13 protein-coding genes are annotated in these 13,878 nt (G+C 75.9%); all 13 read left to right on the top strand.

The genetic code is table 11. From position 1 onward, the window contains the following. The first annotated feature begins 273 nt into the window (after nucleotides 1-273). The 13 genes from FHS38_RS07695 (at nucleotide 274) to FHS38_RS07635 (ending at nucleotide 13,878) form a co-directional block, all read left to right on the top strand. On the top strand, nucleotides 274-906 hold the full coding sequence (locus FHS38_RS07695) for a Pvc16 family protein (protein ID WP_184732120.1): 633 nt from the start codon (nucleotides 274-276) through the stop codon (nucleotides 904-906). Then, complete coding sequence (locus tag FHS38_RS07690; protein ID WP_184732116.1) at nucleotides 903-1,628, top strand: hypothetical protein; 726 nt, start codon at nucleotides 903-905, stop codon at nucleotides 1,626-1,628. Before FHS38_RS07695 ends, FHS38_RS07690 begins: the two co-directional genes overlap by 4 nt. Nucleotides 1,629-1,641: 13 nt before the next feature. After that, nucleotides 1,642-3,462: a phage tail sheath family protein gene (locus FHS38_RS07685; RefSeq protein ID WP_229822762.1), complete on the top strand. Its 1,821-nt coding sequence runs from the start codon at nucleotides 1,642-1,644 to the stop codon at nucleotides 3,460-3,462. A gap of 58 nt (nucleotides 3,463-3,520) precedes the next feature. Further along, entirely contained in the window at nucleotides 3,521-3,976 is a 456-nt protein-coding gene (locus tag FHS38_RS07680) for a phage tail protein (protein WP_184732114.1), read from the top strand. A 13-nt stretch (nucleotides 3,977-3,989) separates the two neighbouring features. Continuing rightward, nucleotides 3,990-5,606 carry a phage tail sheath subtilisin-like domain-containing protein gene (locus FHS38_RS34810; protein ID WP_221494677.1) on the top strand — a complete coding sequence of 539 codons (1,617 nt, stop codon included), beginning with the start codon at nucleotides 3,990-3,992 and terminating at the stop codon, nucleotides 5,604-5,606. After that, entirely contained in the window at nucleotides 5,603-6,118 is a 516-nt protein-coding gene (locus tag FHS38_RS07670) for a phage tail protein (RefSeq protein ID WP_268246228.1), read from the top strand. The genes FHS38_RS34810 and FHS38_RS07670 overlap by 4 nt, the downstream gene beginning before the upstream one ends. Nucleotides 6,119-6,187: 69 nt before the next feature. Then, entirely contained in the window at nucleotides 6,188-6,415 is a 228-nt protein-coding gene (locus tag FHS38_RS07665; RefSeq protein WP_184732111.1) for a putative phage tail protein, read from the top strand. Beyond that, entirely contained in the window at nucleotides 6,415-7,128 is a 714-nt protein-coding gene (locus tag FHS38_RS07660; protein ID WP_221494676.1) for a CIS tube protein, read from the top strand. Before FHS38_RS07665 ends, FHS38_RS07660 begins: the two co-directional genes overlap by 1 nt. Nucleotides 7,129-7,134: 6 nt before the next feature. Further along, the gene (locus FHS38_RS07655; RefSeq protein WP_184732109.1) at nucleotides 7,135-8,352 is read left to right on the top strand and encodes a phage late control D family protein; all 1,218 of its coding nucleotides are present in this window, start codon (nucleotides 7,135-7,137) and stop codon (nucleotides 8,350-8,352) included. A gap of 6 nt (nucleotides 8,353-8,358) precedes the next feature. Continuing rightward, complete coding sequence (locus FHS38_RS07650; RefSeq protein WP_184732106.1) at nucleotides 8,359-9,087, top strand: phage baseplate assembly protein V; 729 nt, start codon at nucleotides 8,359-8,361, stop codon at nucleotides 9,085-9,087. Beyond that, on the top strand, nucleotides 9,084-9,521 hold the full coding sequence (locus FHS38_RS07645) for a GPW/gp25 family protein (RefSeq protein WP_184732104.1): 438 nt from the start codon (nucleotides 9,084-9,086) through the stop codon (nucleotides 9,519-9,521). The genes FHS38_RS07650 and FHS38_RS07645 overlap by 4 nt, the downstream gene beginning before the upstream one ends. Beyond that, entirely contained in the window at nucleotides 9,518-11,704 is a 2,187-nt protein-coding gene (locus tag FHS38_RS07640; RefSeq protein WP_184732102.1) for a baseplate J/gp47 family protein, read from the top strand. The genes FHS38_RS07645 and FHS38_RS07640 overlap by 4 nt, the downstream gene beginning before the upstream one ends. Further along, nucleotides 11,701-13,878 carry a putative baseplate assembly protein gene (locus FHS38_RS07635; RefSeq protein WP_221494675.1) on the top strand — a complete coding sequence of 726 codons (2,178 nt, stop codon included), beginning with the start codon at nucleotides 11,701-11,703 and terminating at the stop codon, nucleotides 13,876-13,878. Before FHS38_RS07640 ends, FHS38_RS07635 begins: the two co-directional genes overlap by 4 nt.

Here is a 13,878-nt window from a genome sequence, read left to right as displayed (position 1 = left end):
CGCGTGGTTCGGCGCCGGTGCGGGAGGAGACTTCACGTGGGTGTCCATACGCGCCGCGTACCCGCGCTCGTCGGCGGTACGCCGCTCCTCCCGGCCACCGGCGGGACCACGGCTACCGGGAAGCCCACGGGACCCAGGGGTACAACCAAGGGATTCCCCGGAAGAGCAGGAGCCCCGGCATCCGTAGTCTCGCTGGTGGCCGGTGCTCCCGGCCGCCGTGTCGCCGGGTGGCTTCGGCAGGCGCCCGGCCGTGTGTCCAGGGGGGTGATCGCTGTGGGCAGTCACGACGTGATCGCCGATGTGTCCGACATCCTGCTGAGGGTGCTGACCGAGGCCGTACGGGAGCCCGGCTCCGAGCCCACGGTGCGGTTGGTCGACCTCATCGGCAGACAGCCGGGCTCCCCTGGTGGGCTCGGATTGGAACTCTTCCTCTACGAGGTCGCCGAGGACCCCAGCGCGCGCAACCGCCCGGACCGGCACACGCTGGTGGAGGACCCGGTCACCGGCGCGGTCCGGCAGGAGCGCCGACGGGCCGCCATGGCCCTGCTGTTGCGCTATCTGCTCGTTCCGACCGGTGGCACCCCGGACGCGCAGCAACGGATGCTGGGCCGTGCCGTGCGGGCGCTCTACGACGACGCCGTTCTGCAGGGACCCTCGCTCGTCCCGGCCGCGGAGAGCAACAGCGTGGCCGCGGCCGGGGAGTCCCTGAAGCTCCGGCTGGCTCCGCTGTCGCTCGACGAGCGGGCGAAGGTGTGGTGGGCCATCGCCCAGCCGTACCGGCTCTCCCTCAACTACGAGGTCCGGGTGGTCAACCTCGACTCCCGGGACGTCTCCGACCGGTCCGCCGTCACCGAGGCGGAGGTCGGCGTCGGGCAGGGCCCGCCTCCGGTGGGGGGACGGCCGTGACGGGCGGCGGGGCGATCGACACCGTACGGGTCGTGCCGGGCCCGGTCTGCCTGGTGCCCGAGGACGCCTTCACCGGGCGTCCGCCCACCCTGCGGGTGGTGGCCGTGGTCGAACGGAGCCTCGGCGGCGGGCGGTGGGAGGCGGAGGAGGACGTACGGGTGGTGACGACGGCCACCGGTGCGATCGTGCTGCCGTCCCTGGCGGCGCCCCGCCGGACCGCGTCCGGCGGACCGCACGGCGTACGGAGGATGCGGATCCGGCTCCTGTCGCCGTATCTGCTGGACGCGGAGCACCCGGAAGGAGTGGAGTTCGACGCCCCGTCGACCACGGTGCCCCCGGTGACGCGTGTGCGGCTGTATCCGCTGCCGGCCTACCCGTTCCCGCCCGGCACCCGGCTGCTGCGCGGACGGGTACGGCGCACCTGGGGCACGGACGTGGCCGGGGCGGCGCTGACCGGCCGGGCCCGCACGGGGGACGGTTATCTGCCCCGGGTCCTGCCGCCGTGGTCGGAGTACGCGGCGACCGCGGCGGACGGCAGGTTCCGGCTGCCGCTGCGGCGCCCCGGCAGCAAGCCCCGGCCGGCCGGGCAGGCGGCGCCGGAGCCGGAGTGGTTCACCGTCACGGCGGCCGCGGAGCCCGCCCACGGTGGCGGCCCCGAGGCGACGGTCCACCTGACCGCGGCGGACATCAGCGGAACCGAGCACCTCGTCGAGATCCCGTAGTGGAGGAAGCCCGATGCCCGAATACCTCAGCCCAGGCGTCTACATCGAGGAGATCTCCACCGGCCCACGGCCCATCACCGGCGTGGCCACCAGCACCGCCGGCGTGGTCGGGGTGACGGCCCGGGGCCCGGAGACGGGCAAGCCCAAGCTGGTGACGAGCCTGCTGGACTTCCACCGGCTCTTCGGCGGCTTCCTCACCCCGCCCGCCCCCGGCACCGGCGACGGGAACGGCCTGCACTACTGGCTGCTGCCGCTGGCCGTGAAGGGGTTCTTCGACAACGGCGGGCAACGGCTGTACGTCAAGCGGGTCGTACCGGCCGGCGGCGCCAAGGCCGTCAAGGAGCTCGACGACGGAGCCACCCCGCCCGAGCCCGTCCTCAAGGCGGAAGCACGGCAGGCCGGGGAGGGCGGCAACAGTCTGCACGCCGTCCTGCGGGCCCCGCGGTCGGCTGCCTTCGCCGTGGTGGCACCGGCCACGGCCCCCACGGGCACGCCCCCGGCGACCGTGATCATCGGCGCCCCGGGCCGACTGGCCCAGGGGAACACCGTCGCCCTCCTGCCCGCCGACCCGGCCCACGAACCCAGCCTCCACACCGTCGTGTCGGTCGTCCGCGGCACCACCGAATCCACCGTCACGCTGGACCGTCCACCCGCTCACGCGGCCGTCAAGGGCGACGTCCTCGCCCTGCTCGCCGGCTTCCGGCTCGATGTCGTCGAGGCGGCGCCCGGCGCTCCCCCGTCGACCAGGACCGTGCCCCCCGCGACCGCCCCGCCCGCCGCGGGTCTCGCCGAGCTGGCGGCGGCCGTCGACGCGGACCCGGACGCGTTCGTCACGCTCACGGTCGGCGACGACCCGCTGCCGCAGACCCTGGCGAAACAGCTCTCCAGGACCGACCCCGACCGTCCGCTCGCCACCCTCCACCTCGTCGGCGGCACCAGCGCCGGCAGCGCCGGACTCACCGCCGCCGACTACATCGGCGTCGACGGGGGCAGCGGCAGCCGTACCGGCATCCAGGCGCTCGAGGACATCGACGAGGTGGCCGTCTGCGCGGTGCCCGGCGTCTCGAACCGTACGGTCCTCGACGCCCTCACCACGCACTGCGAGACCCTCGGTGACCGGTTCGCCGTCTTCGACGGGCCTCCCGACGCCACTCTGGAGGAGATCAGGGACTTCCGCGAACCCCTGTCCACCGACCGGGCCGCCCTGTACTACCCCTGGCTGCGGGTGCCGGATCCCACGGCGGCCGGCGCCACGGCCGCGCCCCCGTCGGGGCACCTGATGGGCGTCTACGCCCGGACGGACGTGGAACGGGGCGTGCACAAGGCGCCGGCCAACACGGTGGTGCGCGGCATCGTCCCCGTCGAGGGGCTGGCGGCGGACGTCACCCGGCGCGAGCAGGACACCCTCAACCCCGTCGGCATCAACGTCCTGCGGGCCTTCCCCAACCTGGGCCGACGGGTGTGGGGGGCGCGGACGCTGTCGTCCGACACCCGCTGGCGGTACGTCAACGTCCGCCGGCTGTTCCTCTTCATCGAGGAGTCGCTCGACGAGGGCCTGCAGTGGGTGGTCTTCGAGCCCAACGCCGAGCCGTTGTGGGACTCCGTACGACAGAGCGTCGGCAGCTTCCTCACCTCGGTCTGGAACACCGGCGCACTGGCCGGCACCACTCCGGAGGAGGCGTTCTACGTGATCTGCGACCGGACCACGATGACCGAGGACGACCTCGCCCAGGGCCGGCTGGTCTGCCAGGTCGGGATCGCGCCCGTCTTCCCCGCCGAGTTCGTGATCGTCCGGATCCAGCAGGCGACCCGCGAATCCATCATCACCGCCTGACCGCCGCCACCGGCGCCGGGCCCGCTCCACTCCCGTCAGCGACAGACAGGGGACGGCCATGCCACCCACCCAACGTGACGATCCGTACGGTGCCTACAACTTCCTCGTCCAGGTCGTCGGCGTCGCCCCCGAGGGCCAGGACGTCCAGGCGTCCTTCACCGAGGTCTCCGGGCTCACGGTCGACATCCAGCCGATCGACTACCGCAACGGCAGCGAGGACATCCGGGTGCGCAAGGTCCCGGGGCTGAAGAAGTTCTCCAACCTGACGCTGAAGCGGGGCATCACCGGCCACCCGGAGTTCTGGAACTGGATCAAGAAGTCGATGAACGGCCAGACGCTCCGGGCCCCGGGATCGATCCTGCTCCTGGACGAGAACCGCAAGCCGGTCATGCGCTGGAACTTCGACCGCGGCTGGCCGGTGAAGTACACCGGTCCCTCGCTCGGCGCGACCAAGAACGAGATCGCGATGGAAACCCTCGAAATCGTCGTCGAAGACCTCCAGATCGACGTCTGACCGGGAGCCGGCCATGCCCGTACCCGCCCTGGATCCGTCCCCGCCCGCCGACCCGCCGCTGCCCGGGCTCACCGCCACGGCCGCGGCGGCGGCCGAACCCGAACAGCCGCTCCGCACCGACGTGGCCGCCTTCGCGGGCCGCGCCCGGCGCGGGCCGGTCGGCGTCCCGGTCCGTGTGACGGACCCGGCCGCGTACGCCGCGGTCTTCGGCGGGCCGGTCACCGGACTCGACCTGCCGCACGGGGTGCGGGGGTTCTTCGCCAACGGCGGCACCGCCCTGTGGGTGATCCGTACGGAAGGGGCGGGCGCGCTCGCCGCGCGGTCCCCCTGGCCGGCCGGGGTGACCTCGCCGTTCGGTCCGGACGACTGCCGGATCGACGCGGCGTCCCCGGGCGGCTGGGCCGACGGCACCCGGGTGACGGTCCGGCACCGCCCGGCCCGCGCCGACCGGCGGCCGGAGGTCCTGGTACGCGTCGAGGCGCCCGAGGAGACGCCCGAGTCGTTCGGCTGGCTGCCGCTGTCGGCGCTGCCCGGTGCGGTCGGGGAGGGTTCCCGGCTGATCCGCCTGGTCCCCGTCCCACGGACCGGCCCGACCGGCCCGGACGGCCCGCCCCCGCGCTCGGGGACGCACCGGGTCACCCTGACCGGCGGCGCACCCGCCCCGGGCGGCCCGGTGGACGGCGACGCCCTCGCCGACGCCTACGCCACCGCGGTGCGGACCCTGGTGGACCTGCCCGAGCCGGCCCTGCTGGCCCTGCCCGATCTGGACCGGTCGGGCATCGCACCGGCACGTCGGGAGGCCCTGGTCGACCTACTGGTCGAGGGGTGCGCGGCGGAGCTGGACCGGCTGGCCCTGCTCGACCCGCCGCTGGGCGCCGCGGTGACCTCCGACCCCGCCACGGCGGTGGGGAGGGTCGCCGCGTGGATGGAGGCGCTGCGCCTGCGGCACGACGCGTCACGGCTCCAGGCCTGTGCCGTCCACTGGCCGCCGCTGCGGGTCCTCGACCCCTCGGCGGCGGGACGCCCGGGCCTGCGGACCGTGCCGGCCTCCGGCCACGTGGCGGGGAGCACGGCGCGGCTGGACCGTGAGCGCGGGGCGTTCGCGACACCGGCCAATGTCTCCTTGGAGGACGTGACCGATCTGGCGCTGGTGCTGCGACCCGATCTGGAAGCGGCCGTCTACGCCTCGGGGGCCAATCTGCTGCGCTGCCCGCCGGGCCGGGGACCGGTCGTCTGGGGTGGTCGTACGGCGGTGGAGCAGGCCCGGGCCGAGGGTGTGGGGCTCGGCTGGTTCATCGCCCACCGCAGGCTCGTGCACCAACTGGTGCGGGCCTTCCGGGAGGTGGCCGCGCCCCTGCTCTTCGAGCCCGACACCCCGGGTCTGCGGCTGCTGCTGGTCCAGGGGCTGACCGAGGTGCTGCTCGGGCTGTTCGAGGCGGGGGCGCTGGCCGGGGAGCGGGCGGCCGAGGCGTTCAGGGTCCGGTGCGACGACGGGCTCAACCCGCCCGCCTCCCGGGCGGCCGGAGTGGTGGTCTGTCAGGTGGAGGTGGCTCCGGCGGCCCCGATGGAGTTCATCGCGATCCGGCTGCTGCTGCGCGGGCGGGACCGGCTGGAGGTGGTGGAGGGGTGAGCGAGCCGACGCTGGAGTTCTTCACCGACCCGCTGCCGAAGTACCGCTTCCTGGTGGTGCTCGGCCCGGCCGCGGCGCATCTGCCACCCGAGCAGGCGGCGTTGCTGCCGCTGACCGCCCAGGGCGCGTTCCAGCAGGTCACCGGGTTGGGCGCGCAGCTGGAGGTGACGGCTTATCCGGAGGGCGGGGTCAACGACCGGGTCCGGCAGCTCCCGGTGCGCCACTCCTGGAACCGGCTGGTGCTGCACCGCGGGGTGGCCCGGGGGACGGCGCTGTGGTCCTGGTACCGGGCAGGGCTCGGCAATCCGCTGGGGGCGCGGCGCAGTGGTGCGGTGGTGCTCCTCGACGGGGCCGGGGTGCCCGGCGCGGTGTGGGCGTTCCGCGGGGGGCTGGCCTCCAAGTGGACGGGGCCGGATCTGCACGCGGAGCGCAGCGAGGTGGCGGTGGAGCAGTTGGAGATCGCGCACGAGGGGCTGCTGGCCGTGGACCAGGCGGTGCCGGGGCTGGGGTGAGGGGCCCGGGGGCGGGCGGCGGGGATCCAAAAAGACGTGGGATTTCGGGATCGGGTTCGGGAGCGAGCGATGTTGACCATCCATCACCTTTCCGTCGACTTCGAGGTCGGCGGCGACGACACGGCGGTCTTCGCCCGGCTCTTCGCGGAGCACATCCGGGAGTGGTCGCAGCGGCAGGAGGGCGTGCGGGCGCGCGGCCGGCTGCTGGCGCGTGAGGCGTCCCTGGTCGGCGAGGAGGCCGGACACGACCCCTCGGCCGGACACGCGCCGGCGCCCGGCTGCTGCGGGGGTGTGTGATGACCGTTCCTCCGGGGGCACCGGGCACCCTGCCCGGGCGGGACCGGGCGGCTCCGACGCTGGCGACGCTGACCGTGCGGCCGCCCGGCGCCGCGGCCGGGTCCGCGGCCCCGCTGTTGACGCTGCCGCTCAATCCGACGGAGTACGCGGTGTCCAAGGCGGTGACGTTCGCCGAGATCGGCATCCCGGGTCTGGACGCGCCGCCGTTGCAGTTCGTCCGTGGTGGTGCGCGGACGCTGAAGCTGGACGCGCTGGTCGACGCGGCGGAGGAGTCGGGCCCGGGGCGCCGCGATGTGCAGAAGCGGTGGCTGGACGACTTCCAGTCGCTGACGGTCCGGGGCGGCGCCACGCACGCGCCTCCGGTGGTGACGTTCGCGTGGGGTGCGAACCCCGCCTTCACCGGGGTGGTGGACAGTCTGTCGGTCACCTACGTGCTGTTCGACCTGGACGGCACCCCCACCCGGGCCAAGGTGTCGCTGTCGCTGAAGGAGTTCCGGACGGCGGCGGAGCAGCAGCTGACGACGGCGTTGACGTCGCCGACGGTGGAGAAGGTGTGGACGGTGCGGCGCGGTGACACGCTCTCCTCGATCGCGGCCGCGGTGTACCGGGACGCCACGCGCTGGCGGGAGCTGGCCGCGGCGAACGCCGTCACCGATCCACGGGCACTGGTTCCGGGGACGGCGCTGGTCGTGCCCGCACTGGACCGGGGGTGAGGGGCGATGGCGACCCCGTACGGCACGGTGGCGACGCCGCTGCCCGAGGACACGTACGCCCCCTGTTTCGAGGTCGCGATGGACGGGGCGGAGATCGCCCGGCAGATGCGGGAGTGCGTGCTGGACATCCAGGTGGTGCGGGAGCTGGACAAGACGGGGACGTTCTCGCTGACGCTGAGCAATTGGGACGAGGAGCACCACCGGCTGCGGTTCGACGACCCGGCGCACTTCGCCCCCGGCCAGCTGGTGGAGGTCCGGCTGGGGTACACCGCGGCGGGCCGGCCGCCGGTGGTGGCGAAGGGTCAGGTCAACACGGTTCAGCCGGATTTCCCTTCCTCCGGGCCGCCGACGCTGCAGATCGCCTGCCAGGACCGTACGACGCGGATGAAGGCCCGTAAGCCGCGGGCGGACGAGGACAAGCAGTTCGAGAACAAGGCCGACTGGCAGATCGCGGAGATCGTCGCCCAGCGGCACGACCTGCCCCTGGTGGCCGAGCGGGAGGGCGTGGTGCACCCGGTGGTGATGCAGAAGAACCAGGACGATGTGGCGTTCCTGCTGGAACGGGCGAAGGGCATCGACCGGGAGTGCTTCGTGGCACCGGACCCGGTGACCGGTCAGGAGAAGCTGTACTTCGTCTCCCCCGCCGACGGGCGGGCGGGCTCGACGGCCCGTACGACCCGTACCTTCGACCTGTGGTACGCGGTGCTGGCCCGGGGCGCCCGGTCGGGGCGGGCGGAGGTGGGCGAGGCCCCGCGGCACGCCCCCGCGCCCAATCTGATCTCGTTCCGGCCGACCCTCACCCTGTCGGGTCAGGTGGCCAAGGTGACGGTGCGCGGCTGGGACCCGCGGACGAAGAGGCCGATCGTGGGCCGGGCGACCCAGGCCGATCTGCAGGCGGAGCGGGACGCCGGGCGCAGCGGACCGGCGGCGGCCGCGGAGGAGATGGGGGACCGCGAGGAGGTCATCGTGGACCGGCCGGTGATCTCCGAGGAGGAGGCCCGGGCGCTGGCGGTGAGCGTGCTGCGCGGCAGGTCGTACGCCTTCGTCACCTGTGCCGGGCAGCTGGCCGGGGTGCCGGACCTGGTGCCGGGGGACACCCTGCGGATCGGCGGGGTCGGGTCCCGGTTCGGCGGCACCTACTACACGACCAAGGTGTCGCACTCCTTCAACTCCGCCGGCTTCCTCACCTCGTTCGAGGCGCGGCGCACGTCCGAGGGGCGGTGACACGGGATGACGACGGTGGGACCGGCGGTGGACAAGCGGTACTTCGGGGTGACCCCGGGTGTGGTGGAGAAGGTCGAGGGCGACCCGGAGAAGGAGTGCCGGGTACGGGTGAGCCTGCCCTGGTTCGACGACACGACGATCACCGACTGGGCTCCGGTGGCGCAGCCCTACGCGGGCGGCGGGTACGGCACGAGCTTCGTGCCGGAGGTGGGCGACGCGGTGCTGGTCGCCTTCTACCACGGGGACATGCGGTGCCCGGTGGTCCTCGGCAGCGTCTACAACGGCAAGGCCAAGCCGCCCACCTCCCGCGAGGCCGGACGGGACGAGAAGCTGCTGCGGACCCGGCACGGGCACCGATTGGTCCTCGACGACAGTCCGGGCAAGGAGTCGGTGCGGCTGACGTCGGCGGCGGGGCACCGCGTCGAGTTGGACGACACGGGCGGTTCGGTGGTGGTGCGTACCGCGTCCGGGGGCACGGTGAAGGTGACCGCGGACGGCGCGGTGGAGATCAGCGCGGGCCCCGGGCCGGTCACGGTCAAGGGCGGTTCGGTGACGCTGGACGCGCCGCAGGTGCGGCTGGGGACGGGGGCCGTGCAGCACGCGATCCCGTGGGAGACGTTCCTGCCCTGGTTCGTGGGGCACACCCACCCGGTCGCCACGCCGGGGGTGACCGGTCCGGCCGTTCCCGCGCCCGGCCCGCCGCCCATGTCGACGACGGTGCAGGTGGCGTTGTGAGCGGGGCGGAGGCGTTCCTCGGCCGGGGCTGGCGCTTCCCGTTGCTGCCGGACGCCTCGGGGCGGCTGCCGTACGCGGCCGGGGAGGAGAGCGTCCGGGACTGTCTGCTGGTGCTGGTGCGCACCGCGTTGGGCGAGCGGGTGATGAGGCCGTCGCTGGGCACCCGGGCGCCGGAGCTGGTGTTCGCGCCCGGCAGCGGCCGGACCCTGGGCGAGCTGGAGGACTCGGTGCGGGTGGCGATCCGCGACTTCGAGCCGCGGGCCGCCGTGGTGGAGGTGCGGGCCCGGCCGCGGCCGGGCGAGGAGTGGCGGGTGACGGTCACCGTCGACTACCGGGTCCGGGCGACGGGCCGGCACGAGAGTCTCGTCTTCCCCTACTACCTGGACGGCGGTGCGGGCCTGGTGGGCGGGACCGGCGGGGGTGAGCAGCCATGACCCTGGCGCCGCTGCGGCTGGACGACCTGACCTGGGCCGACCTGATGGACGCGGTCCGCTCGCGGATCGCCGCGGAGTCCGCGGGGCGGTGGACGCTGCACGCCCCCGTCGACCCGGGGATGACGCTGCTGGAGCTCCAGGCGTATCTGCTGGAGCAGCAGGTCTTCCGGCTCGACCGGGTGCCGGACGCGGTGACGCACGCGGTGCTGCGGCTGCTGGGCGTGCCGGGGCCCGCCCCGGCCACCGCCGCGGTGACGGTGCTTCAGGTGATCCCGGAGCGGCCGGGGGCGCGGTTGCGGGTGCGCGAGGGCGCGTCGTTCGGACGGGAGCCGGGTCGGGGTACCGATTTCTTCCTCGACGGGGACCTGGACGTCCTGCCGGTGCGGGTCACCGGGCTGTCCGTACGGGACGCGGACCGGACCGCGGACCTGGCGGCGGGCCGGCCCGTGCCGCTGGCCGGTCCCCACGGCGAACCGTCACGGGTGCGGCTGCGGCTGTCCGTGGACGGGGAGGGCTTCCCCGACGGGGGAACGCTGTCGTTGTTGCTGGTGCTCGAGCGGCCTGCCGGGCCCTGGGGCGGGGTCCCGGTGCCCGACGGGTGGGCCGCCGGAGCGAACCCGGACGTGCCGCCGCCGGCGCGGCTGGACTGGGCGTACGGGCCCGTCGGCCGGCCGCTGCGGCTGCCCGACCGGGCGGTGTCGGACGGTACCGGCGGGTTGCGCCGCTCCGGCCTGGTGCGGCTGCGGCTGCCGGGGACGGCAGCGGGCGACGAGCGGGAGCTGACGCTGTCCACGACCGCCGCCACCTTCGCCGCGCCACCCCGGCTGCTGCGGCTGGTCCCGCACTGTGTCCCCGCCCGGCACGCCGGGCGCGTGCGGCTGTCGGAGGGCGCGGGCGGGCCGGTGGTCCGTCAGCTCGCGGACACCCCGCCGCTGCCCGGCCCCGTGGTGCTGCTGCCGGGTGACGCCGCCGGGCGGCTGGTCGACGTGGAGCGGTTCACGCTGCGCGAGGCGGACGACGCCGGGACGGGGCGGCCGCGGGACTGGGCGGCGGTGCCGGACCTGGCGTTCAGCGGTCCGCTGGACCGGGTGTTCACCGTGGACCGGGCGGCCGGGGCGCTGCGCTTCGGCGACGGGCTCACCGGTCGCGTTCCCCGCCCCGACACCTCGGGAACGGGTGAGGTGCTGCGCGCGGTGTACCGGTTGGGAGGCGGGCCGCTCGGCAACGGCGGGGCGGACCCGGCCCCGGGGCCCGGCGCCCCGGCCGTCGCACCGGCGGCGCTGCTGGCCTTCCCCGCCCTGGCCGCGCTGACCCGGCCCGGGCCGCGGCGCACGGCGGGCGGGCCTGTACCGCCCGGGGACTGGGTGTTCACCGGCGACCCCTCGGACGTCGAACCCCCCGGCGCCCCGTGCACCGCGCGGGCGCTCGTGGCGGCCGAGGGCGGGGCCGAGCCCGAGAGCCCGGCGGCGGCGCGCCGCCGGGCGGCCGCCGCGCTCGCCGTCGTCACCCGGGCGGTGACCGCGGCCGACCACGAGGAACTCGCCCTGACCACGCCCGGGGTGGCCCTCGCCCGCGCCCACGCCCTGGTCGGCGCGGACCCGGCGCTGCCGGGGCGGACCGCGCCGGGAGCGGTGAGCGTCCTTGTCGTCCCCCGGGTGCCGCGCGCCCCGGCCGACGTCGACGCCCCCGACGCGGTGCCCCTGCCCGTCCCCGACCCGGGTGAACTGGCCGCGGTACGCGCCCGGTTGGCGGCGGCGCGGCTGCTGGGCGCCCGGGTGTACGCCGTCCCGCCGCGCTACCGGGCGGTCCGGGTGCGCGTGACGGTTCCGGCGGACCCGGTGCCGCTCGTACCCGGCGTCCCCGGGCGGGACGCGGCCCGGCGGCGGCTCGTGGGCGCCGCGCTGCGCCGGTATCTGGATCCGCTCGTCGGGGGCGACGAGGGCACCGGCTGGCCGTTCGGCAAGGCCCTGCGCCCCTCGACGCTGCTGCGCGCGGCGGAGCGGGCGCTGTCGGCGGCGGGCGACCGGACCCCGGTGCGGGGCGTCGCCGTGGCACTGGACGACGGCCCGTACGAAACCTGCGGCGATCTGCCGCTGCGCCCGGGTGAACTGCCCGGCCCGGTCGCCGTCCTCGTGTGCGCCGCGCCGGGCACCGGATCCGCTCCCCGGGAGGTGACCTCGTGAACACACCGGCCTCGTCTCGTGGCACTCCCCCGCCCGCCGGTCCGGCCGGCCGGGTCGCCCCCGGCGTGGACGAGCCGTGGTGGACGCTCTCCGCCGGTGCCGCCCGCGCCGCGCTGCTCGACGCGGACGGCCGGCCCGTCCTGCTCGGCGCGGACCGGGCCGCGCTGCTCGCCGCCCTCCGTGCCCGGGTCGCCGGGTTCACCCCGGAGTGGACGGGCACCGGTGCCGACGACGCCGGGGACGCCCTGCAACGGCTGTTCGCGCTGATGGCCGAGGCGGTGGCGGTGCGCGTCGACCGCCTTCCGGCCAAGCTCCTCGTCGAGCATCTGCGGATCGCCGGACTCTCGCCGCTGCCGGCCTCCCCCGCCCGGGTCCTGCTGCGGCTGACCGCGACGGCGGCCGCCGGGCCCGGTGTCCAGGTGCCCGCGGGTTTCCAGGCGGGCGCGCCCGGCCCCGAGGGTTCGGAGGTGGTCCTGGAGACCACCGACGACATGTGGGTCTCGCCCGCGGAGCTCGCCACCGTGGCCGTCGGCAGGCCCGCGACCGGCCTCCTGCCCGGCCCGGTGGACGAGGTGACACCGGGTGAGGGGGTCCACGCGGCGGGCTTCGCGCCGTTCGGCTCCCCCACCGCGCCCGGGTCCGCGCTGTGGCTGGGGTTCACCTCTCCCCAGGCTCCGGCGGGCGGGCTGTCCCTCGCCTTCGTGGCGGCCCCGCGCCCGGGCGGCCCCGCCTCCGCGGTGCGGGGGGCCGTGGCACCGTCCGAGCCGGACCCGCCGCACCTGCGGTGGTCCGTCCTGGACGGCACCTCCTTCGCGGCCGCCGACGTGCTGGTGGACGACACCGGCGGCCTCACCACCACCGGGACCGTGCATCTGCGGCTGCCGGACGGCTGGCGGCCGGGCCGCCCGCCCGGCGGCGCCCATCTGCCCGAGGCCCACTGGCTGCGGGCCCGCCTCACCGGCGGTGCGTACGCCGAGCCTCCGCGGCTCGTCGGCGTCCTGCCGCACACGGTGCTCGCGACCGCCGTGCGCACGGTGCGCGACGAGGTGCTGAGCCCCGCGCCGTCCGGTGCCCCGGGTGAGGACGAGGACGCGGGCGTGCGGCTGCGGGTGGCGGCCACGCCCGTCGTGCCGGGTTCGCTCACCGTCACGGTCGCGGACGACGCCGCGGCGCCGCTCTTCCCGCTGCCCGGCCCGGCGGTGCCGGGCGCCACGAGTCCGCTGCCCGTGTGGCGGGAGGTGCCGGACCTCCAGCGCGCCGGGCCCGCCGACCGGGTCTTCGCCCTGGACGCGGAGACCGGTGTGCTGACCTTCGGCGACGGCGTCCACGGCGTCGCGCTGCCGCCCGGCGTGGGCAACGTCCGGGCCGTCGCCTACCGCACGGGGGGCGGCCGGCAGGGTGCCGTGGCCGCCGGGGCCGCCACCGTGCTGCGCACCGCCGTGCCCGGTGTCGCGTCGGTGACCAACCCGCTGCCGGGGACGGGTGGCACGGACGGTGAGCCCTTCGCGGCGGCCGTGCGCCGGGGCACCGCCGAGATCCGCACCGCGGGGCGCGCGGTGACCCCCGCCGACCACGCCCTGCTGGCGCTGCGCGCCCCGGGGGCGCGGATCGCCCGCGCCCACGCCGTACCCGGGCACCACCCGGACCTGCCCGGTGCGCGGCTCCCCGGCGTGGTCGGCGTCTACGTGGTGCCGCCGGACGAGGACCCGGCCACCCCGGGTGCGCCCGTCCCCGCCCCGGGTGATCTGGCGGCCGTGGCGGAGCACCTCACGCGCCGGCTCGCCCCCACGGGCATCACCGTCGTCGCCGCCGCGCCCCGTTATGTGCGCGTCGACGCCCGGATCGTGCTGGAGCCCGCCACCGGTGCCGACCGGGTCGGTGCGGTCCGCCGCGCCGAGGACGGGCTGCGCCGGTTCCTGCATCCGCTGACGGGGGGCGCCGGCGACGGCTGGCCGTTCGGCGGGACGCTCGTCCACACCGACCTGGTGCGCCGCCTCCTCGCGGACGACGCGGTGGCGGCCGTGCCGCTGCTGGCGCTGACGGTGGACGGGCTGCCGGCGCCGCCCTGTACCGATACACCGCTTCCGGCGCAGGCGCTCGTCCGCGTGGGACGGGTGACGGCCTCCGTCGTCGCCGGGAACACCACGGACACAGCCACCGGAAAGGGGAGGTGA

It is taken from the genome of Streptomyces netropsis, assembly GCF_014203545.1.
GTDB classification, from domain to species: Bacteria; Actinomycetota; Actinomycetes; order Streptomycetales; family Streptomycetaceae; genus Streptomyces; species Streptomyces netropsis.
The sequence above is the reverse complement of the archived record's forward strand: the minus strand, read 5'-3'. Positions and strand labels throughout refer to the sequence as shown.

Excerpts from the sequence above, each read along its gene's own strand:
- FHS38_RS07685 (WP_229822762.1), top strand. The coding sequence starts at position 1,642 with ATGCCCGAATACCTCAGCCCAGGCGTCTACATCGAGGAGATCTCCACC.
- FHS38_RS07680 (WP_184732114.1), top strand. The coding sequence starts at position 3,521 with ATGCCACCCACCCAACGTGACGATCCGTACGGTGCCTACAACTTCCTC.
- FHS38_RS34810 (WP_221494677.1), top strand. The coding sequence starts at position 3,990 with ATGCCCGTACCCGCCCTGGATCCGTCCCCGCCCGCCGACCCGCCGCTG.
- FHS38_RS07665 (WP_184732111.1), top strand. The coding sequence starts at position 6,188 with ATGTTGACCATCCATCACCTTTCCGTCGACTTCGAGGTCGGCGGCGAC.
- FHS38_RS07660 (WP_221494676.1), top strand. The coding sequence starts at position 6,415 with ATGACCGTTCCTCCGGGGGCACCGGGCACCCTGCCCGGGCGGGACCGG.
- FHS38_RS07655 (WP_184732109.1), top strand. The coding sequence starts at position 7,135 with ATGGCGACCCCGTACGGCACGGTGGCGACGCCGCTGCCCGAGGACACG.
- FHS38_RS07650 (WP_184732106.1), top strand. The coding sequence starts at position 8,359 with ATGACGACGGTGGGACCGGCGGTGGACAAGCGGTACTTCGGGGTGACC.
- FHS38_RS07640 (WP_184732102.1), top strand. The coding sequence starts at position 9,518 with ATGACCCTGGCGCCGCTGCGGCTGGACGACCTGACCTGGGCCGACCTG.